The 25,361-nt window shown below is 58.8% G+C and carries 21 protein-coding genes; 8 read left to right on the top strand and 13 right to left on the bottom strand.

Features of this window, described 5'->3' with window-relative positions; all coding sequences use genetic code 11:
* Positions 1 to 25 precede the first annotated feature (25 nt).
* Positions 26 to 919, top strand: a complete 894-nt coding sequence (locus tag ACIQJ2_RS34390) for a carbohydrate ABC transporter permease (RefSeq protein WP_400676626.1) — start codon at positions 26 to 28, stop codon at positions 917 to 919.
* A complete protein-coding gene (locus ACIQJ2_RS34395) occupies positions 916 to 1,797 on the top strand; it encodes a carbohydrate ABC transporter permease (protein WP_400676625.1) in 882 nt (293 codons plus the stop codon). The genes ACIQJ2_RS34390 and ACIQJ2_RS34395 overlap by 4 nt, the downstream gene beginning before the upstream one ends.
* Before the next feature lie 205 nt (positions 1,798 to 2,002).
* Here the strand turns inward: ACIQJ2_RS34395 and ACIQJ2_RS34400 are convergent, their stop codons facing one another.
* The 6 genes from ACIQJ2_RS34400 to ACIQJ2_RS34425 form a co-directional block, all read right to left on the bottom strand.
* A complete protein-coding gene (locus ACIQJ2_RS34400) occupies positions 2,003 to 2,425 on the bottom strand; it encodes a DUF4168 domain-containing protein (protein WP_400676623.1) in 423 nt (140 codons plus the stop codon).
* A gap of 358 nt (positions 2,426 to 2,783) precedes the next feature.
* Positions 2,784 to 4,790: a CocE/NonD family hydrolase gene (locus ACIQJ2_RS34405; RefSeq protein ID WP_400676621.1), complete on the bottom strand. Its 2,007-nt coding sequence runs from the start codon at positions 4,788 to 4,790 to the stop codon at positions 2,784 to 2,786.
* 62 nt (positions 4,791 to 4,852) lie between these two features.
* Positions 4,853 to 6,460, bottom strand: a complete 1,608-nt coding sequence (locus ACIQJ2_RS34410; RefSeq protein ID WP_400676619.1) for an ABC transporter ATP-binding protein — start codon at positions 6,458 to 6,460, stop codon at positions 4,853 to 4,855.
* The gene (locus tag ACIQJ2_RS34415; RefSeq protein WP_184707302.1) at positions 6,457 to 7,275 is read right to left on the bottom strand and encodes an ABC transporter permease; all 819 of its coding nucleotides are present in this window, start codon (positions 7,273 to 7,275) and stop codon (positions 6,457 to 6,459) included. The genes ACIQJ2_RS34410 and ACIQJ2_RS34415 overlap by 4 nt, the downstream gene beginning before the upstream one ends.
* A gap of 4 nt (positions 7,276 to 7,279) precedes the next feature.
* Positions 7,280 to 8,227 carry an ABC transporter permease gene (locus ACIQJ2_RS34420; RefSeq protein ID WP_400676617.1) on the bottom strand — a complete coding sequence of 316 codons (948 nt, stop codon included), beginning with the start codon at positions 8,225 to 8,227 and terminating at the stop codon, positions 7,280 to 7,282.
* On the bottom strand, positions 8,228 to 9,805 hold the full coding sequence (locus tag ACIQJ2_RS34425; protein ID WP_400676615.1) for an ABC transporter substrate-binding protein: 1,578 nt from the start codon (positions 9,803 to 9,805) through the stop codon (positions 8,228 to 8,230).
* A gap of 248 nt (positions 9,806 to 10,053) precedes the next feature.
* Between ACIQJ2_RS34425 and ACIQJ2_RS34430 the strand changes: the two genes are divergently transcribed.
* Complete coding sequence (locus ACIQJ2_RS34430) at positions 10,054 to 10,314, top strand: cyclic nucleotide-binding protein (protein WP_400676613.1); 261 nt, start codon at positions 10,054 to 10,056, stop codon at positions 10,312 to 10,314.
* Between the two features lie 61 nt (positions 10,315 to 10,375).
* On the opposite strand, the gene ACIQJ2_RS34435 is transcribed toward ACIQJ2_RS34430, so the two are convergent.
* The 6 genes from ACIQJ2_RS34435 to ACIQJ2_RS34460 all read right to left on the bottom strand — a co-directional run bounded on the left by ACIQJ2_RS34435 (position 10,376) and on the right by ACIQJ2_RS34460 (position 16,581).
* Positions 10,376 to 11,263, bottom strand: a complete 888-nt coding sequence (locus tag ACIQJ2_RS34435) for a LysR substrate-binding domain-containing protein (RefSeq protein ID WP_199150371.1) — start codon at positions 11,261 to 11,263, stop codon at positions 10,376 to 10,378.
* 276 nt (positions 11,264 to 11,539) lie between these two features.
* Complete coding sequence (locus tag ACIQJ2_RS34440; protein WP_400676610.1) at positions 11,540 to 12,244, bottom strand: ABC transporter ATP-binding protein; 705 nt, start codon at positions 12,242 to 12,244, stop codon at positions 11,540 to 11,542.
* Positions 12,241 to 13,065 carry an ATP-binding cassette domain-containing protein gene (locus ACIQJ2_RS34445; protein WP_400676608.1) on the bottom strand — a complete coding sequence of 275 codons (825 nt, stop codon included), beginning with the start codon at positions 13,063 to 13,065 and terminating at the stop codon, positions 12,241 to 12,243. Before ACIQJ2_RS34445 ends, ACIQJ2_RS34440 begins: the two co-directional genes overlap by 4 nt.
* On the bottom strand, positions 13,058 to 13,915 hold the full coding sequence (locus ACIQJ2_RS34450) for an ABC transporter permease (protein WP_400676606.1): 858 nt from the start codon (positions 13,913 to 13,915) through the stop codon (positions 13,058 to 13,060). Before ACIQJ2_RS34450 ends, ACIQJ2_RS34445 begins: the two co-directional genes overlap by 8 nt.
* Positions 13,912 to 14,961 (bottom strand): ABC transporter permease, encoded by a 1,050-nt coding sequence (locus ACIQJ2_RS34455; protein WP_210379099.1) that lies wholly within the window; start codon positions 14,959 to 14,961, stop codon positions 13,912 to 13,914. The genes ACIQJ2_RS34450 and ACIQJ2_RS34455 overlap by 4 nt, the downstream gene beginning before the upstream one ends.
* A 33-nt stretch (positions 14,962 to 14,994) precedes the next feature.
* Complete coding sequence (locus ACIQJ2_RS34460) at positions 14,995 to 16,581, bottom strand: ABC transporter substrate-binding protein (RefSeq protein ID WP_400676604.1); 1,587 nt, start codon at positions 16,579 to 16,581, stop codon at positions 14,995 to 14,997.
* A gap of 667 nt (positions 16,582 to 17,248) precedes the next feature.
* Between ACIQJ2_RS34460 and repA the strand changes: the two genes are divergently transcribed.
* From repA to ACIQJ2_RS34485, 5 genes are all read left to right on the top strand, one after another.
* Entirely contained in the window at positions 17,249 to 18,460 is a 1,212-nt protein-coding gene (gene repA / locus ACIQJ2_RS34465; protein ID WP_400676602.1) for a plasmid partitioning protein RepA, read from the top strand.
* Positions 18,460 to 19,503 carry a plasmid partitioning protein RepB gene (repB, locus tag ACIQJ2_RS34470; RefSeq protein ID WP_400676600.1) on the top strand — a complete coding sequence of 348 codons (1,044 nt, stop codon included), beginning with the start codon at positions 18,460 to 18,462 and terminating at the stop codon, positions 19,501 to 19,503. Before repA ends, repB begins: the two co-directional genes overlap by 1 nt.
* A 232-nt stretch (positions 19,504 to 19,735) precedes the next feature.
* Complete coding sequence (gene repC, locus ACIQJ2_RS34475; protein WP_400676598.1) at positions 19,736 to 20,995, top strand: plasmid replication protein RepC; 1,260 nt, start codon at positions 19,736 to 19,738, stop codon at positions 20,993 to 20,995.
* 263 nt (positions 20,996 to 21,258) lie between these two features.
* Positions 21,259 to 21,972: an HAD family hydrolase gene (locus ACIQJ2_RS34480; RefSeq protein ID WP_400676596.1), complete on the top strand. Its 714-nt coding sequence runs from the start codon at positions 21,259 to 21,261 to the stop codon at positions 21,970 to 21,972.
* Positions 21,973 to 22,581: 609 nt separating this feature from the next.
* Entirely contained in the window at positions 22,582 to 23,130 is a 549-nt protein-coding gene (locus ACIQJ2_RS34485; RefSeq protein ID WP_199150381.1) for a GNAT family N-acetyltransferase, read from the top strand.
* Between the two features lie 830 nt (positions 23,131 to 23,960).
* Here the strand turns inward: ACIQJ2_RS34485 and ACIQJ2_RS34490 are convergent.
* Entirely contained in the window at positions 23,961 to 24,275 is a 315-nt protein-coding gene (locus ACIQJ2_RS34490) for an EthD family reductase (protein ID WP_400676594.1), read from the bottom strand.
* Positions 24,276 to 25,361: the final 1,086 nt, after the last annotated feature.

The raw sequence follows: 25,361 nt of genomic DNA on the forward strand, positions 1-25,361 counted from the left end.
GACCGCATAGCGAAATAGGTGATGGATGGCCGCAGTCAGCAACAGGAAGCGGGACAATGTGATTGCAGCGCTGCTGGTCGCACCGGCGGTTATCGCATTCCTAGTGATCTTTGCCTATCCGACTTGGCGGATGGTGGCGATGAGCCTGACCAACGCGCCGCTGATCGGCCCCGGCGACTGGGTGGGTCTCGACAATTACATGCGCCAATTGTCGTCGCCGCAACTGCAAAAAGCGCTGCTGAACACACTGTATTTCATCGTTCTGACCGTCGTCCCGGGCACGCTGCTCGCGCTTGCCATCGCGATCGGCGTCAACCGCTTGAGCGGGCGGATACAGATGCTGGTGCTGGCCTGCTTCTTTCTTCCGTCGATCCTGCCGGTTTCCGTCGTGACGCAGATCTGGACCTGGATTGCAAACATGCAATATGGCGTCCTCCAGAACCTTATCGGCCTGTTTACCGGCGGTCGGCCGCTACCGGTGCTGCGCGCTCCCTCCTATTTCATGCCGTCGGTCGCTGTCGTCACCATCTGGTGGACGATCGGCTTCAACATCCTGCTTTTTCTCGCCGCGCTGCGTAGTATCTCGCCCGATGTCTATGAGGCCGCTGCACTTGACAATGCCAGCCGCTGGCGGGTGTTTTCGAAAATTACCTGGCCGCTGATCTGGCCGGTGACGGCATTGGTGCTGACGCTGCAGCTGATTGCACAGTTCAAGATCTTTGCGCAGCCCTACCTGCTCGGCTACTTCGCCCATACGCCGGCTGATGCGCAATCCGTGGTCATGACCGTCATCTACGACCTCGCCTTCAAACAGAACAAGGGCGGCGAAGGTGCCGCGGTCGCCACCATCCTGTTCGTCATCATCCTGGTTGCCTCCGTCCTTCAATATCAGTTCCTGCGCGCGCGAGGCGAAAAATGAGCATTTCGACGATTGATCAGCAGGCAGGTCTGACACTGGCGACCAGAAGTGTTGCCTCGGGCAAATGGGTGAGCCGCGGGCTTACGGCGCTGACCCTCTTCGGGGCGCTGATCTGGTTCTTTCCCCTTTACTGGGCGATCGTAACCTCGCTCAAATCCGATACCGAAGTGGTGAGCCGAACCACGTCGCTCCTCCCCTCGGCGCCGACAATTGAGCCCTATCGCTACGTGATTGCGCATTCGAGCATCGTGCAATGGTATATCAACTCGGTTGGCACATCGGCGATCATCGCGATCGTGGTGCTGGCGATGAGCGTCTGCTGCGCCTATGCGCTCAGTCAGATTCAGTTTCCCGGAAGACGCCTGATCTATGGCGCGCTGATCGCCTCGGTGATGGTGCCGGCTGAAGCGCTCATCATCAATCATTTCGTGCTGATGAATACATTCGGTCTGATCAACAGCTGGGGCGGCATCGTGCTGCCGCAATTGGTCGTCCCATCCGTGATCATCATTCTCAAGCAGTTCTTCGATCAGATCCCCAAGGAGTTTCGCGAGGCGGCGATGCTCGACAATGCCGGGCATTTGACGACGCTTTGGAAGATCTATGTGCCGATGAATTGGGGTGTCATGACCGCTCTCGGTATCACGACCTTCATCGCGGCATGGAACAATTTCCTCTGGCCGTTCCTGGTTGCGACGTCGGATGCCACAATCACCATCCCCGTCGGCATCACCCAGGTGAAGGACGTCTTCGGCGTACGCTTCGCCAAGGACATGGCGGCTGCGGTTCTGGCCGGTCTTCCCGTCGCCATTCTTTACCTTCTCTTCCAAAGGCAGATCATCCGCGCCATCATGCTGTCAGCCGGGATCAAGGGTTAGCCGCGCAGCTCGGCAAACAATATTCGCGGGTCTTGATTTTGCAGGTCGTAATGCTGAAGGCAGGCCGAGCCACACCTCGACAAGCTGGCTTGCGGCGGGCGGTGCCGACCCATCGCCACTGTGATGAAAGCTGCCGATGGCGCTGCGCCAAGATTGGGGACTTGGCGCCGCCATCAGTGATCTATTTGTACGGTGGTTGTGCCGCCTATTGCTGTGCAGGTGCAGTTTTCTGGATCTTGTCCTGGACTTTCTTAACGAGCGCCGGATCCTTCTTTGCGGCCGTTAGAATGGCGTTGTATTCGTCCAGCGACATGTCCGGAGAGGTCTGAACAGACTGCGCCATCTGCTTGCTTGCCTCTGCCTGAAGCTGTTGCTTGGCGGCGGGATCGGCAGTTGCGCCTATCTTGGCCGAATAGTCCTGCTTGATCTTGTCCACCTTGAGATAGGCGACAGTGAAGGCATCGATTTTTTGATCGCTGACGGGTGCGGCAGTCTTGCCGCTGCTCGTTTGCACTTGATTTGGTTGCTTGTCTTGCGCTGCCTGCTGTGCAGAAGCCGAATTGCCAATAAACATCAGGCTCAAGGCAGCGACTGCCAACGATGCGGTGGGGATATAGCGATTGATCATCTCAATTCCTCTTCGATGGTGCTGGTAAAACACCTCTTTGACGGCGTAGAGCGAATGGCGGCATATCGTAGTGATGTCGCCGTCCATTAGGGTTGAGGAACGATCTGTCGACAATGCGACCGTCAAATGTTTTCTATGGGGCAATAGCACGGCGGTCCGCTGGCCGGTGGGCGGCGGCTTTGTGGCTGCCGGCAAGCCGTCCCTAAAGCGCTCTTTTCATCGCCGCATCCGGTCAACTTCTATGCGCGGTTTGTGATGCAGAAACTCGGGAAGCACTCAGCTGATGCAGCAAGCCAAGTCATGATATTGAAAGCCACCCCAGGCTTTCAGCACTGGAGCGGCTCTCAACGGCCTGTCATTAGAGATGATCGCGCGGGATGGTTTGGTTCCATTCGCGGGTCTTGACGACCGCGCCATTCTCCTTCGCGGTCAGCCTGCCGGAAATATGAAAATTCTCCGCGTCGGAGTGCATGCTGGTCGTACTGTCGATATCGACCATCCAGCCTTCGCGTCCCATGCGATATTGCTGGGTCAGAATATAGGAGGCGGAAAGCGGGTCATCGTCGCGCACGCGGAGCTCGCGCTTCAGACTGTGGCTCAGTTCGGTGCCGATATCGTCGAAGCGCAAGACGCCTTCGCCGAAAAGACCACCGATGCCTTCCGTCACGTAGAGCGTTTCGCCGGTCACATGGTCCTGCTCGCTCCAGCGGCGCACGCTGCCGGCATCGAGCTGGGTAATCGGCGTCGTGGGGCCATGGGCCGGTTTTTCGAACGCGACTTCATCCTTGTTGCCCGAGTGCGGGCGTACGGGCAGATCGAGAGCTGAGGCGCCCGTGTCGAGCGTAAGCGTGACGCGCTTCGGCGACGGCCAGACCATCGGCCAGTAGCCGGTGGCAACAGAAAGCCGAATGCGGTGCCCCTTCTTGAAGCTGTAGCCGCAATCATTGAGCTTGATCGCAATCTCATAGGTCTTGCCAGGCACCAGCATGTCGGGCCTGTCGTGGCCATGAATGTGGTTGAGGTTGAAAACCTGATAGCTGACGCGCGTCACGCGACCATCCGGAAGGATATCGCTCAGACGCAACGACACCTGAGCGACCGGCTGGTCGACGCTGAATGTCAGCCGCGCGACCGGCGCACCGAGAATATCGAGATCTTCGGCAAGGACCGCCGTGTCGAAGTTGAGCGAACCGCCATCGTCGAGACGCTGGTCGGTCGGATGTTCGCCGACGCAGCCCGTCCCCATCCATTCGCCACCGGCCTTGCCATGGCTGTTGGGGGATGAAATCGAAAGCGGCATAGAGATTGCGCCGGCGTTGCCGAGGGAATAGTCAGCGCCGAGTGCGAAGGTTTTCGACGCAATCGATGTCGACGGCCATTCCGCCTCGCCGACCCAGCGACCGTTGGTGAAGGTGCGGGTGCCGGTCGGCTCGATCGTGTCGCAGAGATAGGCGCGCAGCTTCGGCTCGTCCATGACGCCGGTGTCCTTGCCCTTCAGCCACTGATCCCACCAGCGGACTGCCTCCTGGAGGAAACCGATTGCCGGACCCGGTACGCCGTCCTGCGGATAGATGTGGCCCCATGGTCCGATGATGCCGCGGGAGGGAACCTGCAAGCCTTCGAGAAGCCGCGATACGGCATTCGTATAGCTGTCGCTCCAGGCGCCGATGGCGAGAACCGGGCACTGGATCGCCGACCAGTCTTCGCAGATCGAGCCGTGCTTCCAATATTCGTCATAGTGCTGGTGTTCCAGCCAGAGCGCCGGGAAGAACGGCAGGCGCTCCAGGCGCTCGATCCATGCATCGCGCCATCCGGCGCCGACGATCTCAGGGTCGAGGGGCCGCGACTGGTAGGCGAGCATGATCGTACCCCACCACAGATTGTCGTTGAGCAGCAGTCCGCCCATATAGTGGATATCGTCGGTGAAACGATTGTCGGTCGAATAGGCGGTGATGATTGCCTTCAAGGCGGGCGGGCGGCATGCGGCAACCTGAAGGCCGTTGAAACCGCCCCAGCTCTTGCCCATCATGCCGACATTGCCGTCGCACCAGGCCTGTTCGGCGATCCAGGCGATGACTTCGAGCGCATCGTCCTGCTCCTGCTGGATATACTCGTCCGCCATGTGTCCGTCGGATTCGCCGGTGCCACGCATGTCGACGCGAATGGCCGCATAGCCGTTCTCGGCGAAATAGCCATGCATCGGCTCGTCGCGACCGCGCGTGCCGTCGCGCTTGCGATAGGGGATATATTCAAGCACGGCCGGCACCGGGGTCTTATCGACGCCTTCGGGCAGCCAAAGACGTGCGCCGAGGCGCGTGCCGTCCTTCATGGTGATCCACAAATGCTCTGTGACGTTTACGGTCATGGTCGGTTCCAATGAATTTGAATACAAGATCTATGCTGCGGCATTTGGGCCGCGTCCGCCGGCTAGCCAGCGACGCGCGCTTTCAGAATATCGTCGAGCCAATCGCGGCGCAGCTCCGGAACTGATGTAATGAGCTGTTTCGTATAGGCTTCGTAAGGCGGTTCGAAAATGGCCTTCGTCGTGCCGGTCTCAACCACCTTGCCCTTCTGCATGACCATGGTGCGATCGGCGAGACGCCGCACGACACCAAGATCATGGGTAATGAAGAGATAGGAGACGCTGAGCTCGTCCTGCAGCTCGCGCAGAAGTTTCAGAATTTCCTCCGCGACCAGCGGATCGAGCGCCGAGGTGACTTCGTCGCAGATGATGAGGTCCGGCTTGGCGGCCAGCGCACGGGCAATGCAGACGCGCTGCTTCTGTCCGCCGGATAGGGCTCCGGGCAGGCGACCGGCAAAATCCGTCGGCAGCCCGATGAGGTCGAGGAGACGGGCGATCTCAGCCTTGCGTTGATCTTCCGTCATCCCGAAATAGAATTTCATCGGACGCCCGATGATTTCTCCGACCGTTTGTCGCGGGTTGAGTGCGACATCGGGGAGCTGATAGACGAGCTGAATGCGACGAAGTTCCTCGCGCGAGCGTTGCTTGTAGCTGCCGGGCAGGCGTTGACCGCCAAGGTTTATGACGCCGCTCGAATGCGGCGGCAGGCCGGCAATGATGCGGGCAAGCGTCGATTTTCCGGAACCGGATTCGCCGACGATCGCAAGTGTCTCGCCGCGGCGAACATGGCAGTTCACATCGCTCAGCACCAGCTTCTTGCCATAATAGGCCGTCGCATTCTTCACTTCGAGCAGAATGTCCCCGGTTTTCAGCTCGGCTTGCTCTCCGGCGATGCTTGCCTCGCGTTCGGCAACCAGGCGACGGGTATAGTCCTGCTTGGGCGCTTCCAATACGTCTTCGGCGGAGCCGAGTTCGACCATCTTGCCGTGACGCAGAACCATGATGCGGTCAGCGATCTGGGCGACGACAGCAAGATCGTGGGTGATGTAGAGCGCCGCCGTCCGGTAGCGCTGGATCAGGCTGCGCAGCAGAGCCAGCACCTCGATCTGCGTCGTCACATCAAGCGCGGTCGTCGGCTCGTCGAGCACCAGAATGTCGGGACGGCAGGACATGGCCATAGCGACCATCGCCCGTTGCAGCTGACCGCCGGAAACCTGATGCGGATAGCGGTTGGCGAAGGTTTCGGGCTCGGGGAGCTGCAGGGCATGCAGCAGTTCCAGCATCCAGGCCCTGGCCTCGGCTTTCGACATGAGGCCGTGATAGAGCGGCCCCTCCATGATTTGCTGGCCGATCCGGTGTGCCGGGTTGAAGGAGGCGGCAGCACTTTGCGCGACATAGGCAATGCGGGCGCCGCGAATGGCCTCGCGGGTCTCCCGCGTTCCCTCCATCAACGATATGCCATCGACGACGATCAGCCCCTCGGCAATCTTGCAGCCGCCGCGACCATAGCCCATGGCCGCAAGCCCAATGGTGGATTTGCCGGCACCGGACTCGCCAATCAGCCCCAGCACCTGGCCGCGCTGCAGCTCGACATCGACATGATCAACCAGCGTCGCACCCGTCGGCGCCTTGACGACCAGGCCAGTCATCTTGAGTACAAGATCATCGCTCATCGATCGGCCCCCTGCGTCGTTGCACGTCCGCCGAGAAGCCAATCGACGACGAGGTTGATGCCGACCGTCAGGATCGCAATGGCGGCAGCCGGATAGAGGGGTGCGTAAAGCCCATAGAGGATCGCCTGCTGGTTATCCTTGACCATACCGCCCCAGTCGGCAAATGGCGGCTGGATACCAAGACCCAGAAACGACAGGCCGGCGACGAACAGGAAGGTGAAGCAGAAGCGCAAACCGAATTCGGCGATCAGCGGCGGCAGAGTATTGGGCAGGATCTCGCGCCAGATCAGCCAGCCCAGTCCCTCGCCGCGAAGACGGGCGGTTTCGGCATATTCCAGCACATTGACCCCTTGCGCGACGATCCGAGCCAGGCGGAAGACGCGCGTGGAATCAAGCACAGCGATGGTGATGATCAAGACCGGCAGCGAAGAGCCAAGCGCCTGCAGCACGACAAGCGCCGATATCAGCACTGGAATGCACATGACGGTATCAACGATGCGCGACAGGATGGTGTCGACCCAGCCACCGAAAATGGCGGCAAGGAAGCCGAGCGGCACGCCGATGCCGAACGACAGCAGCGATGCGGCAAGCGACACCCCAATAGACATCTGCGCGCCATAGAGCAGCCGCGAAAGCATGTCGCGGCCATTCTGGTCGAGGCCGAACAGGAAGTCTGCGGACGGAGGATCGAACGGCGCGCCGACGATTTCCTCCTGGCCGTGAGGCGCAATCATTGGTCCGAACAGGAAAAGAAGGATTGCAATGGTAACGATGGCAAGGCCAAGCCAAGCCGTGAAGGGGAGAGATTTCTTCATGGCTCTATCGGGAATGCCTCAGACGCGGATTAAGCGCGATGGCAGCAACATCCGCGATGATGTTGAGAATGACGTAAGCCGCACCAAAAACCAGGGCTGCGGCCTGGACCAATGGCAAGTCGCGCTTGGAAACGGCATCGACCATGAAACGGCCAAGGCCGTTGTAGTTGAAGACCGCCTCGACGAGCACGACGCCCGTGATCAGGTAGGCGATGTTGAATGCCACGACATTGACGATCGGCGCGGCCGCATTTGGAAGCGCATGTTTGACCACGACACGCTTGGTTCGCAGGCCCTTCAGATAGGCGGTTTCGACGTAGGCCTGATCCATCACCGACAGCACGGCCGTGCGGGTCATGCGCATCATCTGCGCGACGGTGACGAGAACAAGCGTCAGCGCGGGAAGTGCCGTTGCCTGTATCCACTCAAGGAAGGTCATCCCGTCATAGGTGTCCGCAAGGCTCGGAAGCAGATTGAAACGGATCGACAGGAAGAGGATCAGCAGCAGGCCGAGGAAATATTCCGGCAGCGACACGAAGGCGAGCGCGATGATATTGACGACACGATCGAATATGCCGCCGCGCTTCACTGCCGTCAGGAGGCCGAGCAAGATCGCCAGCGGCACGCTGATGACGCCGGCAAAGGCTGCCAGCGCCATGGTGTTCCAGAAGCGCGGCCACAACAGGTCGGCCACCGGTTGCTGGTTGGCAAGCGATGTGCCGAGATCCCCGGTCAGGAAACCTGTCAGCCATGAAATGTAACGCGTGAGGAGCGGTTGATTGAGACCGAGGCTTTCGCGCAGGGTCGCGAGCGCTTCGGGCGTCGCATTCTGGCCGAGAATGGCCGAGGCGACATCGCCGGGCAGGATCTGGGTGCCGGCGAAAATCAACGCCGACACCAGGAACAGCGTGAGGAGCCCGAGCCCCACACGCTTCAGGATAAGAACAGTCATTTAAGCTTCCAGCCAGACTTTTTCAGCGAGGCGTGCACCCATCAGATTGAACATCGGATGGGTGGTCACACCCTTCAGCTTCTTGGAGGTGGCGTCGAGATAGTCACCGAACATCGGAATGAGCGCGCCGCCATCATTGCTGAGCATGGCCTGCAGCTCGGCATAGATTTCCCTGCGCTTCGCCTGATCGAGCGAGGCGCGGGCTTCCAGCAGCTTCGCGTCGAAATCGGCGCTCTTCCAATGGGTGTCGTTCTGCGAGGCATTGGAAACATAAGCGACGCTCAGAGCCTGGTCTGCGGTCGGACGACCGCCGCGATAGGACATGCAGAACGGCGCCTTCATCCAGACATTGTCCCAGTAGCCGTCGGCCGGTTCGCGCTTGATGCCGATCTCGATGCCCGATTTGGCGGCGGCGGTGCGGACGATGGCCGCCGCGTCGACCGCGCCGGTAAAGGCCGCGTCGGAGGCAGAAAGCTGGATCTTGAGCGACGTCATGCCAGCCTGCTTCAAGTAGTACTTCGCCTTTTCGGGATCATAAGCACGCTGCGGCAGAGCGGCGTCGAAGAATGGATCGGTGCTTGGGATCGGATTGTCGTTGCCGAGGCGACCATAGCCGCGTAGCGCCGTCTTCAGAAGCTGCTCGCGATCGATCGCGTATTTCAAGGCAAGCCGGATGTTGTTGTCGGTAAACGGCGCCTGCGTGCAATCCATCAGGAAGGAGAAGTGCTGACCGCCGGCGGACTGGACGATATTGAGGTTCGGATTGCGCTTCAACAGATCGACCGTCTTGAAGTCCAGCTGGTTGATCGCATGGACCTGGCCGGACATCATCGCATTGGTGCGGGCCGACACATCGTTGATGACGATGACCTCGACCGCATCAACCCAGGCCGTGTTCGGCTTCCAATAGCTTTCATTGCGCTTGAAGCGCGCACGAACTCCCGGCTGGAAGCTTTCATAGACGAAGGGGCCGGTGCCGACAGGCTTGTTGAAATCGGTCCAATCCTTCGGAACGACGAGGAAATGATAGTCGGACAGGACATAGGGCAGATCGGCATTGCCGCTCTTCAGCGTGATCTTGATCGTGCCGGCATCGACCTTGGCAACATCGGTAAATTCCGAGGCGAGCGACCGCGCGCCGGATGAGGTTTCACCGCGGTGCAGATTGATGGAGTAGAGGACGTCATCGGCATCGAGCGTCTTGCCATTGTGGAAGGTCACGCCCTGGCGGACCTTGAACGTCCATTCCTTGGCGTCCGCCGACGGTTCCCAGCTTTCGAAAAGTTCAGGCACGGCCTTGTTGTTGGCGTCGATTTCGACAAGGCCGTTCATCAGCATGTAAGCCTGGTTGACGGGTACCCAGTCCTTCAGAAGACGCGGGTCGAAATTGTCCGTGGTGCTGCCGCCACCAATACCGAGCTTCAGCAAACCACCCTTCTTCGGCGTCCCCTCGCTTGCGGCATGAGCGGACGACGTGATCAGCCCGCTCATGCCGCCGACGGCGGCAAGACCAAAGCCGGCCGCACCCGACATGAAAGAACGGCGCGTCAATTGAAACTGGTTTTTGTGCTCGAGCATTCGTTACCCCTGTGTTTAATTCATAGCTCATAGGATTTTTCTGGTGGGTATCTTACCGCAGGCCCCATGTTCAAGGGCAGACTCCCGATTTTTAGGTATGACTTTTGTGCATGGCCCCATGCAAAATGCATGGCTTGGCATTTGCCAGAACAGGAATAAAGGAGCGTCGCAAACGTGACGGCAGGGGGCGCATTTCGGAAGAGAAGCACAACCTGCCTTTTTGAATTTGGATGATCCTGGAGTTCGAAATGGGTATGCCCGACATTGTCGGCCTTTTGGGAGCCGCCTTCTATTTGACGGCTTATGCGTTGCTTCAACTGCGCATTTTGACGGTTGACGATTTCTTGGTCACCGTGCTCAACGTCGCGGGCGGCGTTGCGCTCATTTATTCGCTGATGTGGAATTTCAACCTGGGCTCGCTGATCTCGCAGGTCGCCTGGCTGATAATTACCGTGGTTGGATATGCGCGTTTCCGCATGATTTCACGCCGGCGCGCAACGCAGCAGTGAGACGACGACAAGCATTGGGCCCATTCGCTGGGCCCGATCATTTTCCTGTGATCCTCTAAGGTCACAGGGGTGCATTGCTGGCAATCAGCCAATCGGACACTTCGCGGACGATCTTGCGTTGATGCCGGTCCGCCGGGCGCATCAGATAGAAATAGGCTCCGGATCGCATGACATGATCGTGAACCGGAACCAGCGTGCCCGCGGCGAGTTGCTCTCCGATGAGCCATGTCCAGCCGAGCGTGATGCCGATCCCCTGCGTGGCGGCGGCGACGCAGAGGCCGTAGTCGCCGAGCCGCCATTCCAGCGCACCAGCCGGCGGTGCAAGTTTTGCATCCCGCCACCATTCCGGCCAGCCCTGCCACTCGCGCATCGTATCTTCGATGGCCAACAGAACCGGAGCCGTCTGCTCCATGAGAGCGAGCGAACCGGGCGCCGAGATAGGCACGATCTCCTCCTGGCCGAGAACGGTGAGATTGACGCCGATGGGGCGCTCCTTGCGATAGAAGATCGCAAGGTCGAACTCGTCCAACCGCAGATGGGCGACATCGTCCGTGACGCGCAGGCGAATTTCGATGCCGGGAATTTCCGCTTTCAAGATGGCGACGCGCGACAGGAACCACTGATCGGCAATGCCGCGCGAACAGGCAATGGTGATCTGGCGGGGGCCGGTCCACGCCCGCAGCCCGTCGGTAACTGCACTGAGATCGCCAAGAAGGCGGCTGACCTCCGACGCATAGGTCTCGCCGATGGCGGTCAGCTGCACGCCAAGCGGAAGCCGGTTGAACAGCTTCGAGCCAATAAAGGCCTCGAGCTTGCCGATCTGACGACTGATGGCGCTTTGGGTTAGGCCTAGTTCCAGCCCTGCACGAGAGAAGCTACCAAGCCGGGCCGCGCTGTCGAAAACGACAAGCGCATTGAGCGGCGGCATGGATTGGCGTCCACCTTCCATGAATAAATGCTTTCAAGAATTCCAATGTCGCGATTGCACTAATACCGCAATGCACAAACGGCAAGGTCCGCGTCCTGTGGTTTGTGGCCTTTCTCGGCAATATGATGGGCCAATCGCCGTTCTCTGCGCGTGCTGCGTTTATCCCGCTGCCGCCACTTCGCGAGTGGGTATAGGCTCTCCATGCCGCTCCGGCTCATGCGCCAGCCATTAGAGCCGCAGACAATCATCGCCCAGAGCGTCGGCGGATCGATATCAAGCACCCCGCCGTGCCCTGCCCTAGCGCATACTGGAAAGGCCGTCGCGATCGAGGACCTGCTTGATGGACCCCTTTTCCATGATCGCGGCGCGGTCGCACATATGAGCCACGACGCCTGGGTCGTGGCTGACGAGCACGAAAGTCATGGCGTGCAGCACCTTGAGATCATTGAGAAGGTTCAGGATGCCGGCCTGGACGGAAACGTCCAGCGCGGACGTCGGCTCATCGAGAAGCAACAGTTTTGGCCGCAACAGCAAAGCGCGTGCGATGGCTACGCGCTGCCGCTGGCCGCCGGAAAGCTGATGCGGGTAGCGCCCACTCGCCGCCGCCGGGAGGCCGACCTGATCAAGCGCCGTTCGTACCTGACCGTCGATATCCCTTCGGCCCCTCAGCGACAATGGCTCACCGAGAATGCGGGCAACGGTGTGCCTTGGATGAAGCGAGGAATACGGATCCTGAAACACCATCTGGATATTGTCGCGCAGGCTGCCGACAATCTTCTTTCCGGGCTGAAGTGCTGCGCCAAACACGGAAATGGCGCCTTGCCAGCTGGTGTTCAATCCCGCAATGGCGCGCAGCACGGTTGTCTTACCGCAGCCGGACTGGCCGATGAGGCCGAAGGTCTCGCCGCTTGCGATATTGAAGCTGACACTCTGCACTGCCGTGAAAGCCTGGCGGCTGCCGGAAAAGGTGATGGAAAGATCGGAAACGGAAAGCGCGTTCACGTGCCTGCTCCATAAACCGGCAGGCGGGTGCCGTAGGTTTCAGCCGAAGGTCGCGCGGCCCAGAGTGCGCGTGTATAGTCCGACTGCGCGTTGGCCAGATCCGTCGCGGCCAGTTTTTCGTCGATGCGGCCGCCCTTTAGCACGATCACTTGATCGGCGTATCTCGCGACCTGCTGCAGATCGTGGCTGATGAGCAGCAACCCCATGCCGAATTGCTCGGTGAGCGAGCGCAGCAGCGCCAATATCTGGTTTTGAAGCTCGCGGTCGAGTGCTGACGTCGGCTCGTCGGCAATCAGCAGTTTCGGGCGGTTGATCAGCATCGCCGCGATCATCACGCGCTGCCCCATCCCGCCCGAGAGCGCCGCGGGATAGCTCGAATAGACGCGCTTCGGATCGGGAAGCCCGACCATATCGAGCATATCGAGGGCTCGCTCGCGCCGTTCAGCCGCCGAAAGCCGTGTATGCAGCAGCAATGTCTCCTCGACCTGACGTCCGACCCGGTGCGCGGGATTGAGCGAATATTTCGGATCCTGAAGGACGAGGCCGATATCGCTGCCTCGCAGAGCATTCCAGCCGGAGGATGGCAGGGACAGGAGATCCTGTTCCTCGAAGGCGAGGCGTTTCGCCTGGACCTTGGCGATACGCGGCAGCAGCCCCATGATTGCGCGCCCGGTCATGGATTTGCCGGAGCCGGATTCCCCGACGAGCGCGACGATCTCGCGCCCGACGGTAAAATCGATGCCATTGACGACCCGCACCATGCCCGCCTCGGAGGGAAAGGAGACCGACAGGTCCTGAACGGTGAGCAGCGCTTCAGCCATGACGCGGATCCAGTATGTCACGCAAGCCGTCAGCCAGAAGATTGAAGGCCAAGGAGGTGATGAGAATGGCAAGACCGGGCACGGCCGCGACCCACCATTGGTCGAAGATGACCTGCGTGCCCTCCGAGACCATGGCGCCCCATTCGGCTGTCGGCGGTCGAACGCCAAGGCCAAGGAAGCCGAGCCCAGCTGCGGCCAGGATGATGCCGGATAGATCAAGGGCCAGCCTGATAATTGCCGAAGGCAGCACCAAAGGCAGGACATGGCCGTAAAGCAGCCGCAACCCTCTGATGCCGACCATTTCAGCGGCGGCTAGATAGTCGCTGCGACGGAGGGCTGCCGTTTCCACGCGGGCCTGGCGCGCATAGGCCGGCCAGCTCGTCAGCGATAGTGCCAGCGCGCCGTTGACCAGTCCCGGCCCCATGATCGCGACGAAGGCAAAGGCGAGCAACAGCCTTGGGAAGGACATGACCACATCGGTAATGCGCATGAGAATGCGTTCGGTAATGCCGCCGAAGAACCCCGCAAGCACGCCGACGATGATGCCGAGCGGCGCCATCAGAAGAACCACGAACAGCAGGAGCAGCAAGGTTGGCCGTGCGCCATAGATCATGCGCGACAGGAGATCGCGCCCGAACCCGTCCGTACCGAACCAATGCGCCGCACTTGGCGGCATCAGGCGGTTGGCGGTCTCCTGCAGATTGGGATCATAGGGTGCGATCCAGGGTGCAAACAATGCAGCGGCAAGAATGATGAGGACGACGATGCCGCCGGCGGCAGCGGACGGAGAACGCAGGAGACGCCGCAGGAAGGACGGCCCGTCGAGCGAATGCTGGATGATGGCGCTCAACGCTTCTTCCCCGCCTCAAGTCGCGCGACGCCAAGATCCGTCAGTGCGTTCAGAAGCACGAAGGACGTGCCGACGACGAGCGTTGCGCCGAGGATTGCCGGCATGTCACCGGCAAACATCGCCGTCGTCAGATAACGGCCGATGCCGGGCCAGGCAAATACGGTCTCGGTCAGCACCGCGCCTTCAAGCAAGCTGGCATAGGAAAGGGCGATCACGATCAGAAGCGTCCCCGATATGTTCGGCAGTATATGGGTGAAGACGATGCGGAACAGGCTTGCTCCCTTGGCGCGCGCAGTCGTGACATATTCCTGTCCAAGCTCGGTGAGGATCGCAGCCCGCGTCAGCCGCGAAATGGCGGCAAGCGCATGAAAGGCGAGTACCGTCGCCGGCAGCACCAGATGCGCTAGCGCATCGCGAAAAGCACCCTGTTTGCCGGAGAGCCACGCATCGACGAGCGCAAAGCCGGTCACGGGTTTGACCGTATATTGAAAGAGGACATCGACGCGTCCCGGTCCGGGTGCCCAATGCAGCCGCGCGTAAAAGAACAGCAGCATCAACAGGCCAAGCCAGAAGATCGGCACCGAATAGCCGAAGAGCGAAACGATCCGCGCGACGCCGTCGAGCCATGTTCCCTGCCGCATCGCGGCGGTGATCCCAAGCGCCAGTCCAATGATCGAGCCGAGGATGATCGCCGTGGTCGCAAGCTCTATCGTCGCCGGAAAGGTCCGTGCGATGTCCTTGGCAACCGGCTGCCCGGTTGATGTAGATTGGCCGAAGTTGCCCGAGGCTGCGGTCTCTATATAGCGGAAGAACTGTACTGGCAGCGGCCGATCAAGCCCGAGTTCGGCGCGCGCCTGCTCGTAGGTCGATTGGCTGGCGTGGTCACCGACCATCTGCAATGCGGGATCGATCGGCGACAGACGCGTCAGCGCGAAGGTCACCAGAGCGAGCCCGAAAAGGGTGAGCGCAAAGGACCAGGCCCAGGAAAGAAACGACCGCACGAAAGACAACTCCCGCCAGGCTTTCATCTGGCGGGAGTTGGTCATGTCGGCATCGGGTTGGCTTGCCGCTTGCGGCACTTACTTCTCCACCTTGTCGTAATAGACCTGGTCAGCGTTCAGGCCCTGGGCGTAGTTCTTCACCTTGTCGCTTAGCACGACCTGATCGTTGCCTTGAAGCATAAAGATGAAGGGAGAGCTTGCCTGGATCTTTTTCTGAATATCCTGGTAGAGGGCTACCCGCTTGGCCGCATCCCGTTCCTTGACGGCGGAAAGCGTCTCGTCGGTCAGTTCAGGAATAACCCAGCCGGCATATTTCGCAGCAGTGTTGGCGGAGTTGTCCTTGTTGATGGCAAAGGCGCTGGCATTAGAATGCGGGTCGAAATAATCCGGGATCCAGTAGCGCAGCGTCATCTCGAACTTGCCGGAACGGCCGCGCGCATAGATGTCGCTTGCGACACCCGGCTGGATATCGAGCGTGATGCCGGCCTGCGCGAAGGTCGATTGCAGCGACTGTGCAATTGACAGGAACGGCTGGTCGTTGAAGACGATGAATTCGACCTTGAAAGGTGTCTTGATGCCGGCATCGGCGAGGACCTTCTTGGCCTTTTCGACGTCGAGCTTGAAGGGCTTATCTGTCAGCGCACCCGGAAAGCCAACCGGCAGGAAGGCCTGATGGACCGAGCTTTGGCCGCGAAGCAGGTTCTTGGCGATACCGTCATAATCGACGAGGTAGCGGGCAGCTTCCCAGAAGGCGGGATTGCCGAGCGTCGGATTGGCCTTGGTGTTGAGGAGGATATAGTCGGTACGCGCCGATGGGACGGACAGAACCTTGACGCCGCTCTTGGTCTTCAGCGCTTCGATCTGGTCGGCAGAGAGACCGCGGGCGATATCGGCGTCGCCCTGCTCCACCAGAAGCCGGCGGGCGCCGACATCGGGAACATTGCGGATGATGACGCTCTCAAGCTTCGGCTTGTCGGCAGAATTGGCGTTTGCCTGCAGCACCAGTGCTTCATGCGGCGTGTAGGTCGCAATCGTATAAGCTCCGCTACCGGCCGAGTTCGTCTTCAGCCAGGCATTGCCCAGATCACCATCTTTTGCCTGCGGCTCGACGGCCTTCCCGTCAACGATGGAGGCGATCGGCGCCGTCAGCAGCGACAGGGCGAAACCGGAGCCGACATCGGCGGACCAAGTCAGCTTTACGTGCTTGTCGTCCACCTTGGTGATGGCAGCATCGACATTATCCGCCTTCCAGCCGAGCTCGTTGAGAATGAAGGCTGGCGATTTGTTGAGCTTGACGGCGCGGGTCAGCGAGAAGATCACGTCCTCGGGGCGAACCGGATTGCCGGAGGAAAATTTGGAGTCGGCGAGTTCGAAGGTCAGGCTGCGGCCGTCGCTCCCGGCAACCCAGGACGCGGCCAGAGCCGGCTCGATCTTGGTGCCGTCTTGACGGTTGGACTGAACAAGGCGCTGATAAAGATTGTTGAAGGACTGGACCGTCGTCAGCTCGAAGCCTTCGGCGGGATCGAAGCTGACGGCATCGTCGATCGACTGGGCGACCACAAGCACATTCGGCGGCGTTTCGGCGTTGGCTGCGGACGTGCCGAGCAGAAGGCCCAAAGCGAGTGTTGTTCCCAATAGTCGCGAACGAACTGAAATGATCGACATTATGAACTCCTGAAATGTCATTTTGCGCGGCAGCCACAACAGGCTTGAACTTGCCCGATACGGCTCGGCTATAGTTGAAGCATGTAGCAATCTCTTCGATAGGACGCAGGCTAAACGAATCCTGATTTTCGCGTTTCATTCGAATAATTTTCCATGGGCACTCCGCCGCCACCCTCATGGCTTGCTCACGGCCCAGTTCCACGCCGATTAAGGTCGATGCCGTGACATGCCAATGAATTATTGCGGCGTTAATGATGGGCAACGGCATGGAAAATGGGCCTTCAACGCCGGGTGACGGCCAGGGGCTGACGAGGCAATACCCGGGACGTATCAACAGCAATCCAGGCTGCGAAATCAAGGCTGCGTGATGCGGGTGAGTCGGGCTCTCACGAGTGAGTCGCAACTCAAAGCGCCTCCAACAGCCTCAGGTCGCAGCCAATGCCCGTTTGATTCACAAGAGAGGGCGCAATAGTCGATTCCGGCTAATGAAATCTATAACACATTGAAATATAACGGATATATACCTTGAAACGTGATCTTGCATCGCGCAATCGCCTCCCCCTTAAGCCTTTGTTTATCACCTATGATTTGACCGAAGCCCGGAATCAGTTAACTGTGAGGCGACGGAAATTTGGCGACGATCGAAAAAAAACCGTCGTGAGGAAAAATGAACGCGAAGCTACAATCGACCGACATGGTGGAATCCTCCGCCGACAAGATCAGCAGGCAGTCGCAATTGCTGTCTGCGCAGCTGCAGTCGATTCGCGAGCGTCTCTACGAGCCCGAATCCGCCAAAACGTTGAAAACCTACACCTCTCGCGAGGTCGCGACGCTGCTCGGCATCGCCGAGTCCACGTTGAGGCAGATGTCGCTCGATGGCGAAAGTGCCATTCCTGATCGGCAGGATAATGGCCGGCGCATCTATACACTGTCACAGATCAACCAGTTGCGGGAGCATCTCGCGCACAAGCGACCGGCAGAGGCTTTGGAGTTCCTGCCTCGTCGACGTCCTGGCGACAAGCTGCAGGTTATTGCCGTTGCCAATTTCAAAGGTGGCTCGGCCAAGACGACCACGACGGTCCATCTGGCACACTATCTCGCCATCCAGGGATTGCGGGTACTTGCCATCGATCTCGATCCGCAAGCCTCGCTCTCGGCCATGTTTGGCTATCAGCCGGAATTCGACGTCGACGAGAACGAGACAATCTACGCCGCCATCCGTTATGATGAGGCGCGCCGCCCGATAAGGGAGGTCATTCGTAAGACCTATTTTGACGGGATCGATCTCGTTCCAGCGAATCTCGAACTGATGGAGTATGAGCACGAGACGCCGCAGGCGATTGCCGAAGGATATGGTCGCGGCAACGAAATTTTCTTCAGACGGCTTGCGACTGTGATCGGCGAGGTCGAGGCAGATTATGATGTCGTCTTGATCGACGCGCCGCCGCAGCTTGGCTATCTGACGCTCGGCGCGCTTTGCGCCGCCACGGCACTGATGATTACGATCCATCCGGCGATGATTGACGTGGCGAGCATGAACCAGTTTCTCGCCATGATGAGCGACTTGATGCGGGTCATCGAGGAGCGTGGCGGAGTTCTCAGCCATGATTTCATTCGCTACGTGATTACGCGTCATAATCCCAATGACGGCCCCCAGGTCAACATCGTCACCCTACTGCGATCGCTGTTTAAGGATGATGTCCTCGCACCCGCCGTCGTTGAAACCACCGCTATCGCAAGCGCCGGTCTCGAAAAGAAAAGTCTCTACGAGATGTCACGCGGCAGCGTCGGGCGTGACACGCTCAATCGCGCCCTTGATTCCGTTGATGCGGTCAATCACGAGATCTTAAATCACATCAAGCAGGTGTGGGGGAGATAATGGCGAATCCGCGCGAACGAAACCAGCGTATCAAGAGCCTCTTCGGGAACGTGGATCCGGAAGCTCTGGGCAAGCAGTCCCCTCCTCCCCAGCCTGAGTCCGACAAGCGGCGGGTGGGAGCAGGGGCCGTCAAGTCAATGGACCGTGCATTCGTCTCGATCGAAGAAGAGAATAAGCGGCTTCACGATCAGCTCCTTTCGTCTGAAACCATTATTGAGCTCGATCCGAGCCGTGTCGTCCCGTCCTTTGTCAATGATCGGCTCGATATCGAGGGCGACCGCAATTTCCAGGCCTTTGTCGAAGGAATTCGCGAGGCCGGCCAGAAACTTCCTATTCTGGTGAGGCCGCTGCCGGGCAAACCTGGTCACTATCAGGCGGCCTATGGCCATAGAAGACTGCGAGCGTGCCAGATCCTCAAACGTCCGGTAAAAGCCATCGTGCGCGAGCTTTCGGACGAGGAACTGGTCGTCTCCCAAGGCATCGAAAACTCGGAGCGCCTCAATCTCTCATTCATCGAGCAAGCGATCTTTGCGCTCGCATTGAAGGAGAAAGGCTTCTCCAGAGAGACGATTTCGGAAGCGCTCGGACGCAACGAGGGCAAGAGGCTCGCCTATATCTCGATCCTTACCAACATCGCCTCTCTGATACCGGAGGATCTGGTTCGTCTTATCGGTGCGGCCCCTTCCACAGGAAGGCCGAAATGGGAAAAACTCGGTTCTCTGATCGAGAACAGAGTGCTGTCCAGCGCTCAGGCCAAAGCGATTGAACCTGTCGTTCAAGCTCAAAGCTGGGCAGAGAGTGATAGCGATCAACGCTTTGCCCTTGTCTTCGGGGCATTGGGTGAGCGCGAGAGGCAGACAGCTATAGTCACTGAACTGCGTATCGCCGGCATGGTGATTACCGCGACCCAGACGGACACGAAGACGAACATATCGATTCCGAACAACCGCATTCCCGGCCTCTCGACATGGCTGCTGAAGCGATTGCCGGATTTGGTGGCAGAATTTCAGGCTAAGCGGGAAGAGGGTTCCAAGATGGAATAGCCGGAGAAATGAAGAAGGGCCCGCCGACTGCAATCGGCAGACCCTTGATCCATTAGCCAACGGAACGAAATCGAACCGTAAGCATCAGTTTTCAGCAATCTGATTCTAAGACGGTCACGGCACATAATCAAGCCTCTGTCAGCACAGGGATGCTTTTTTGTGTCCTGCCTTCGTTGGCTTCCTCACAACGATATGTGGGACTGTAGCCGTTTTCGGCTGCAGCAGGAAAGCTATGACCGAAACGGCACCTGTCGCGTCCTTTAGACGCGTGACGCCTGGGATCGTCGCCAGCGCGCGCCTTGCCATGGCGAATGATGTACCTGATATAGCGAAGGCTGAGATCGCGCTTCTTTTGAAGAAGGCGGCTCCCGTCCTTGGTATCGATGGTACGACTTACCACGTCCTGGATATTCTGCTTGGCCTTTCACGAGCCGATGACTGGAAAGGCGCAAGCCGCCCGATCGTCGCCATCTCCAATGCAAAGCTCGCGGAATTTACCATGCGATCCGAGCGTACGGTCATCCGCTGTGTTCGCAGATTGGTGGAAGCCGGGATTGCCGCCTATCGCGACAGTTCGACGGGGCGACGCTTCATCTATCGCAACGATAGTGGCGAGATCAGTGCCGGTTTCGGAATTGATTTCACGCCGGCGCGGGTGAGGGCTTCAGAGCTCAAGCTTGCCGTTGAGGAGTATCATGCCAAGCTGAATAGAGAACTTGCCGCGAAAAGAGACATCAAGAGGCTGGCACGGGCGCTCGAAGATATTTCCAGAGCCTTTCCCGAACAGGAGGCCAGTTTGCGTCTGCATGTGAGCGAGTTGAACTCTGCAAATATCTCGCTTGAGGAACACGCACAGCGGCTTAGGGACCTACACAAAAGCACCGTCGAACAGATTGGCGCACAAGCTGAAGACCTCAAAATGGCATGCGAGGGTGACATTACCGTCACCCCTTATATTAATACTACCCCAGAATCTAAATCTGATAGTAGACAAACAGAGACTCGCTCTGACAAGCGAGACATAAATGATAACGGCAGCAAAGCTGCCGAAATGGCTTTCGAAAAAAAGCCGGGCGAAATCAGTGCCAAAGAGCAAGCGCCGGTTTCTGCTGTTCAGCTGGATGCTAGCGAATCTGTGCAGGCTCACGTCCTAGCCGCTGTCTCAATCGGCTTAATTCAAACGGCATGCCGTGAGGCACAGTCCCTGATCGGCGCGGAGTTCAGCTCTTGGTCGTCGCTTGCAAGATCTGGAGAGGCGCTGAGGCGTGTCGTTGGACTTTCGGAAGCTGGCTGGGCGGATGGTCGGGCGAAGGTCGGCATTTATACAGCGAGCGCAATCCTAACCACGGTACTCGAGAAGTCCATCCGTAACCCTGATCTGATCTCGAGGCCTGGCGGCTATTTCCGGGCCATGGTCGATCGCGCCATGGATGGAAGGCTCAATCTCGAGCGCACGCTTTTCGGACTCGCTGATGGAGTCTATGGGAAATGAGTGGCACAAGGAGTAACAGTTGTTACGATAGCAACAACTTAACTTGACCCTCGCCCATGCCAACAGCATTGGGGGGTTGCTCGACGCATGATCGGCAGAGGCTTGCCCCTTCCGGATGAGCATTGAACCATACGATTGGCTGATGGAAAGAGAAGGATTTGCGTGTGGGAGCTTGGTGATCAGCTCAAACGGAAATTGTTCGATCAGGCTTGTCGCTCTATAGGCGCGAGGTCGAAAATCCCAAGCTTAAAAGGAACCTGGCTGTGACCGACTGTACCGTCCTCAACGGCGCGACCGTTGCCTTCGACCTCGACGGAACTCTTGTGGAATCGGCAGTCGATGTGATCGGGGCTGTGAATGCTGTCTTGATCGACGAGGGGGTTAGGCCGCTGGATTACGCCAGGAGCCGGCCTTTCGTGAGCCGCGGCGCTCGTTGGTTGTTACAATCGGGTCTTGCCGCTGCCGGCGCTGGAGATCCTGGTGATCGAACCTCCGTCCTATTTGAGCGCTTTATCAACTATTATGCCGCCCACATTGCCGACGAAAGCAAACCATTCCCGGGCGCAATCACAGCTTTGAAGACACTGAGGGCAGCCGGCGTCACGTTGGTGGTCTGCACCAACAAGCCGACCGCTCTCGCTCGCCGCTTGTTGTGCGAACTCGACATGATTGAGTTGTTCGCAGACGTTGTGGGCATTGATGCCGTTTCGGCGAGCAAGCCTGCCGCAGCGCACCTAATCGAGGCCATATCGGCCGTGGGCGGCGAAATCAGTCGTAGCATCATGGTCGGCGATGCTGAAGCTGACGCCCGGTGCGCGAGAGCTGCCGGAGTGCCGTTGATCCTTGTCAGTTTCGGCTACACTGAAATCCCGGCGGTGGAGCTTGCGCCGGATGTTTTGTTGCATCGGTTTGAGGATCTGGTGGGAGCCTGTTCCGAATTGCTCCATCAGGCAAGCCCCGGTGAAGCACGAGGCTAGGGCCGGGGCTCGTGCAGTCCAGCGCACAAGCTTAAAATGTAGTCGACGCTTCGGCCATTGTGAAGATAGCCGAACACGCGAAAGCCTTCAGGCGTTTCCTCGCCCGGCACATGAACTTTCCTGAGTGCTGTTCGGATAAGTTCACGCTGACTGGGCGTTTCGACCTGAATATCAACGTGGACGATATCTTCGTAACCACCTTCAATAAAGTGGTAAAACCATTCCCGATCGGGTCCGTAATTGCAGCCGTTCGTAGAAAGCGTGCTCCATGCCGGGGTCGGTGTTAGCGCCCCTTTGAGAGCACCTTATCCTCAAGCGAGACGCGGGGGGATCCATGGATTACTCCTCTTTGACAACGAGCTTACGCTGGGAATAACTCCCCGGTCGACGCATGAGATCGCGTGGGATGACGGGTCGATCAGGAAACCTCGAAGCTATCTGTTCTCGCGGTATCGTCGAAGCGGGCAGAGAGAACGGGGAGGACACGGCTTGCAGTGACGATGTATCTTGGCATTGCCGGCGACACGCCGATGAAGGCGCGGATCGCGCGAAGAGGATTGATTTTCTGCTGACGACGGCACCCGTTCCTCAGCAGCCAAGGAGTGAGGAATGAACGCAACATATCGGCCACCGGAAGAATTCATGACGGAGCGCTTTCTCGTAAGACGGATTCAGCCTTCCGACGCTGAAGCGGTTTTTGCCGGCTGGGCCGCGGATCCCGACGTGACCAAATACCTTACCTGGCAACCGCATACAGATCTTGCGCAAACGCGCGAAACCACCGAGCAGTTTCATCGGGACTGGGAAGGTACTTCCAGCTTTCCAGCGGTGATTTGCCGACGGGAAGCGCCAGGCGAGCTGATCGGAAGTATCCACGCGCGTTCATCCGGATCGAGGGTCTCCTATGGCTGGCTGGTTCGCAAGGACCATTGGGGACAGGGTGTTGCAAGCGAGGTGGCAAGCTGGTCCGTTGCGCACGCGCTTTCTCATCCGAAAATATACCGCACAGAGGCGGCATGCGATATCGAGAACATCGCCTCGGCCGCGGTGATGCGGAATGCGGGAATGACGCAGGATGCCCTGCTCCGCCGATATCTTTCACATCCAAATGTCTCGAGCGAGCCGAGGGACGGTTACCTGTATTCCCGGGTTCGTTAATGCGGGCGGGACGGCCTCCCCTCTTCGAGGACAGGGTCATAAAATTGGCGACACGTCTTGCAAGGAGGTGTGAGCCAAATGCCAATAGATCTGGCTTACCCGGCGATATGGAGGCGATCGGCTACGAACGACCATTGTTGCGCAATATATGATTGCGTTTCAATATGGCCGTATCTTTAGATTGTATTTTCGCCCATAGATGACCAAGGACGCGGTTTTGTTCTCCTGTGGTGCCTTTGGTCATCCATGTTGCCAGACGCGAGCGTACGGGCTCGCCTATGGGTGGATTTTTTTGGTTGTGTTGAATTTTATTGCAATCCTAGATAATTTGACTGAATCTTAGCGCCTGTTGCTCTCGTGCTTGAACCGTGCGGTGGCGACGTTCTTCCGAGGGCACGATGGTGGAGCGCTATGTTGGACGATCTCAACGCTGTTCCGCGCGATGGCAATGGGGATATCGTCCCGTGCGTTTTGCAGTCCCCGGTAGTCGCTTGATCGACACGCGTGGCGTCCGTTTCAATGGTTCTGTAGGCCTCACTCAAAACCGCCGTCACTCTTGATCCACCCGCACAGGAGCACGCAGCCCGACTGGCGCAAGCCTACAGAAGCCAGGGCGTCTTCTCTACGGCCAAGTTGGCGACGGATCGGCAAGCAGAATCCGAAATTGACTGCGGCGTTCGTCAATACCAATTATTGACGAAGCGAAGCAAGCAACTGGCGATTTGGCTAACAGGAGAGGATGCGCAGTTAAGCTCTCCTTCCCCGAGATGCGAGACGCACATGTCAGCCGCGGAAAGGTCAACGGTTATACACCTGAGGCGCCGAGGTCCCTACCCTTCAGCCACTTCACTGATCTGCACGATGGGCGCGATGTCCGTATAGTTGGGGACGTCAGCGACAATCTCCGCGCGGTGAGGAACGAAGGCCTCCTGGAAAGTCGTCAGGCTCGGCGAGTAGACGTGGCATGCCGCGACGAACTCCGGCGAGCTTCCTGGTTCGCGACCCGCAAGGCCCCTATCGATCTCGTAGCGCAGACAGGCAGCGCCGAGCCGCTCTTGGATCAGTGGCATGTGGTGGGTGCGGTAGTAGTCGTGATCAAATTTTGAGCCGCCATCGGCTGGATAGTAGACGCTCATCTTGATCATTGGTGTTGCTCCTGCCTGAGCGCCTCTGGGAGCGCTGAGAGCATTTCTAGGTCACCGGCTCATGGAGCGCAACGGATTTTGGCCGAGTTGGCTATGAAGGGAGCGGAGTGATTTTGGCTGCGCTTTCCGGAAAGAGCGCCAATTGTGCCGGAGTGCGTAAGTTCGCCGAAAAAGATCTCGCGCCATGCGGACTTGAACGAGGAAGGAGTCCCGCGGGAATTCCGGTAACAGCGGCGATGCTTTGAACTGCAGCTACGTTTCTCGCAACTCGGTGCTCCCGCAGGCGGCTGAGCGGCTTAGCGTCGCCGGACGCGTCGAGGCACCTGACATGGATGCTGGCCTCACTGTGATGGGCGCCTCCCATTCGACTGGTGTCTGACCTGGTTGGGTGAGCCAGGATAGTCTGCTCTTTCTGTCGGGCCCGTTTCTAAGAAATGAGGTCGGTACAAGTGACTGGTCACGGCTCAATGGGAGACAGCGTCGACCGACTTCACCGGAAAACGGAGGATGGAGTAGTAACAGTTGTTACTTTCGCGTGCGGTCTATCGGGCCGTCGCTCAGGTGCCAGGCGGATATGTATTGCGGGGCGATCATGTCTCAGCGGCGGACGAAGCCGGAAGTGATGGTGTGTCCATTACCGGCCGTGGGGACCAGTAAGTCGAGTCCTGCCGCATCCCCCGAGATGGTCCGAGCGGTTCGACGTCCGGTTTCCTACAAGCGGTACTCATCCGCTCATTGGTAGGGCTGTGGAGCGGCAGCGATAGCGGGTATACCCCCATCGAAAAAGTCTCACTCTCGCTCCAGCGGACGCTTATGCGTGTCGAATACCGACTATTTCCGGATCTCCATATATTAAGCGGTTCCCTTCAAATCCCGGGGAGATCGGCAGTGATCTTGCCAGCCATCGTCGCTGCGAGCCTGCAGGAGCGCGGTGGTCCGTTCGGCGGTTGAGAACAATCAAGCGTGCGAGACAGGGATCAGCCAAGCCTGCCATATCTGGACGACCCGTCCAAATCCGCTCATGCCGGAGCATTCGGGTTCGTTCGGTATGCCGTAATCCACGGGAGTGCACCCATCGTCGTGCTG

Origin of the sequence: Rhizobium sp. NPDC092011, from assembly GCF_044756305.1 — a bacterium.
Classification (GTDB): domain Bacteria; phylum Pseudomonadota; class Alphaproteobacteria; order Rhizobiales; family Rhizobiaceae; genus Rhizobium.

Coding starts and splice junctions, on each gene's coding strand:
- ACIQJ2_RS34390 (WP_400676626.1), top strand. CDS start 26: ATGGCCGCAGTCAGCAACAGGAAGCGGGACAATGTGATTGCAGCGCTG.
- ACIQJ2_RS34395 (WP_400676625.1), top strand. CDS start 916: ATGAGCATTTCGACGATTGATCAGCAGGCAGGTCTGACACTGGCGACC.
- ACIQJ2_RS34400 (WP_400676623.1), bottom strand. CDS start 2,425: ATGATCAATCGCTATATCCCCACCGCATCGTTGGCAGTCGCTGCCTTG.
- ACIQJ2_RS34405 (WP_400676621.1), bottom strand. CDS start 4,790: ATGACCGTAAACGTCACAGAGCATTTGTGGATCACCATGAAGGACGGC.
- ACIQJ2_RS34410 (WP_400676619.1), bottom strand. CDS start 6,460: ATGAGCGATGATCTTGTACTCAAGATGACTGGCCTGGTCGTCAAGGCG.
- ACIQJ2_RS34415 (WP_184707302.1), bottom strand. CDS start 7,275: ATGAAGAAATCTCTCCCCTTCACGGCTTGGCTTGGCCTTGCCATCGTT.
- ACIQJ2_RS34420 (WP_400676617.1), bottom strand. CDS start 8,227: ATGACTGTTCTTATCCTGAAGCGTGTGGGGCTCGGGCTCCTCACGCTG.
- ACIQJ2_RS34425 (WP_400676615.1), bottom strand. CDS start 9,805: ATGCTCGAGCACAAAAACCAGTTTCAATTGACGCGCCGTTCTTTCATG.
- ACIQJ2_RS34430 (WP_400676613.1), top strand. CDS start 10,054: ATGGGTATGCCCGACATTGTCGGCCTTTTGGGAGCCGCCTTCTATTTG.
- ACIQJ2_RS34435 (WP_199150371.1), bottom strand. CDS start 11,263: ATGGAAGGTGGACGCCAATCCATGCCGCCGCTCAATGCGCTTGTCGTT.
- ACIQJ2_RS34445 (WP_400676608.1), bottom strand. CDS start 13,065: ATGGCTGAAGCGCTGCTCACCGTTCAGGACCTGTCGGTCTCCTTTCCC.
- ACIQJ2_RS34455 (WP_210379099.1), bottom strand. CDS start 14,961: ATGACCAACTCCCGCCAGATGAAAGCCTGGCGGGAGTTGTCTTTCGTG.
- ACIQJ2_RS34460 (WP_400676604.1), bottom strand. CDS start 16,581: ATGTCGATCATTTCAGTTCGTTCGCGACTATTGGGAACAACACTCGCT.
- repA (WP_400676602.1), top strand. CDS start 17,249: ATGAACGCGAAGCTACAATCGACCGACATGGTGGAATCCTCCGCCGAC.
- repB (WP_400676600.1), top strand. CDS start 18,460: ATGGCGAATCCGCGCGAACGAAACCAGCGTATCAAGAGCCTCTTCGGG.
- repC (WP_400676598.1), top strand. CDS start 19,736: ATGACCGAAACGGCACCTGTCGCGTCCTTTAGACGCGTGACGCCTGGG.
- ACIQJ2_RS34485 (WP_199150381.1), top strand. CDS start 22,582: ATGAACGCAACATATCGGCCACCGGAAGAATTCATGACGGAGCGCTTT.
- ACIQJ2_RS34490 (WP_400676594.1), bottom strand. CDS start 24,275: ATGATCAAGATGAGCGTCTACTATCCAGCCGATGGCGGCTCAAAATTT.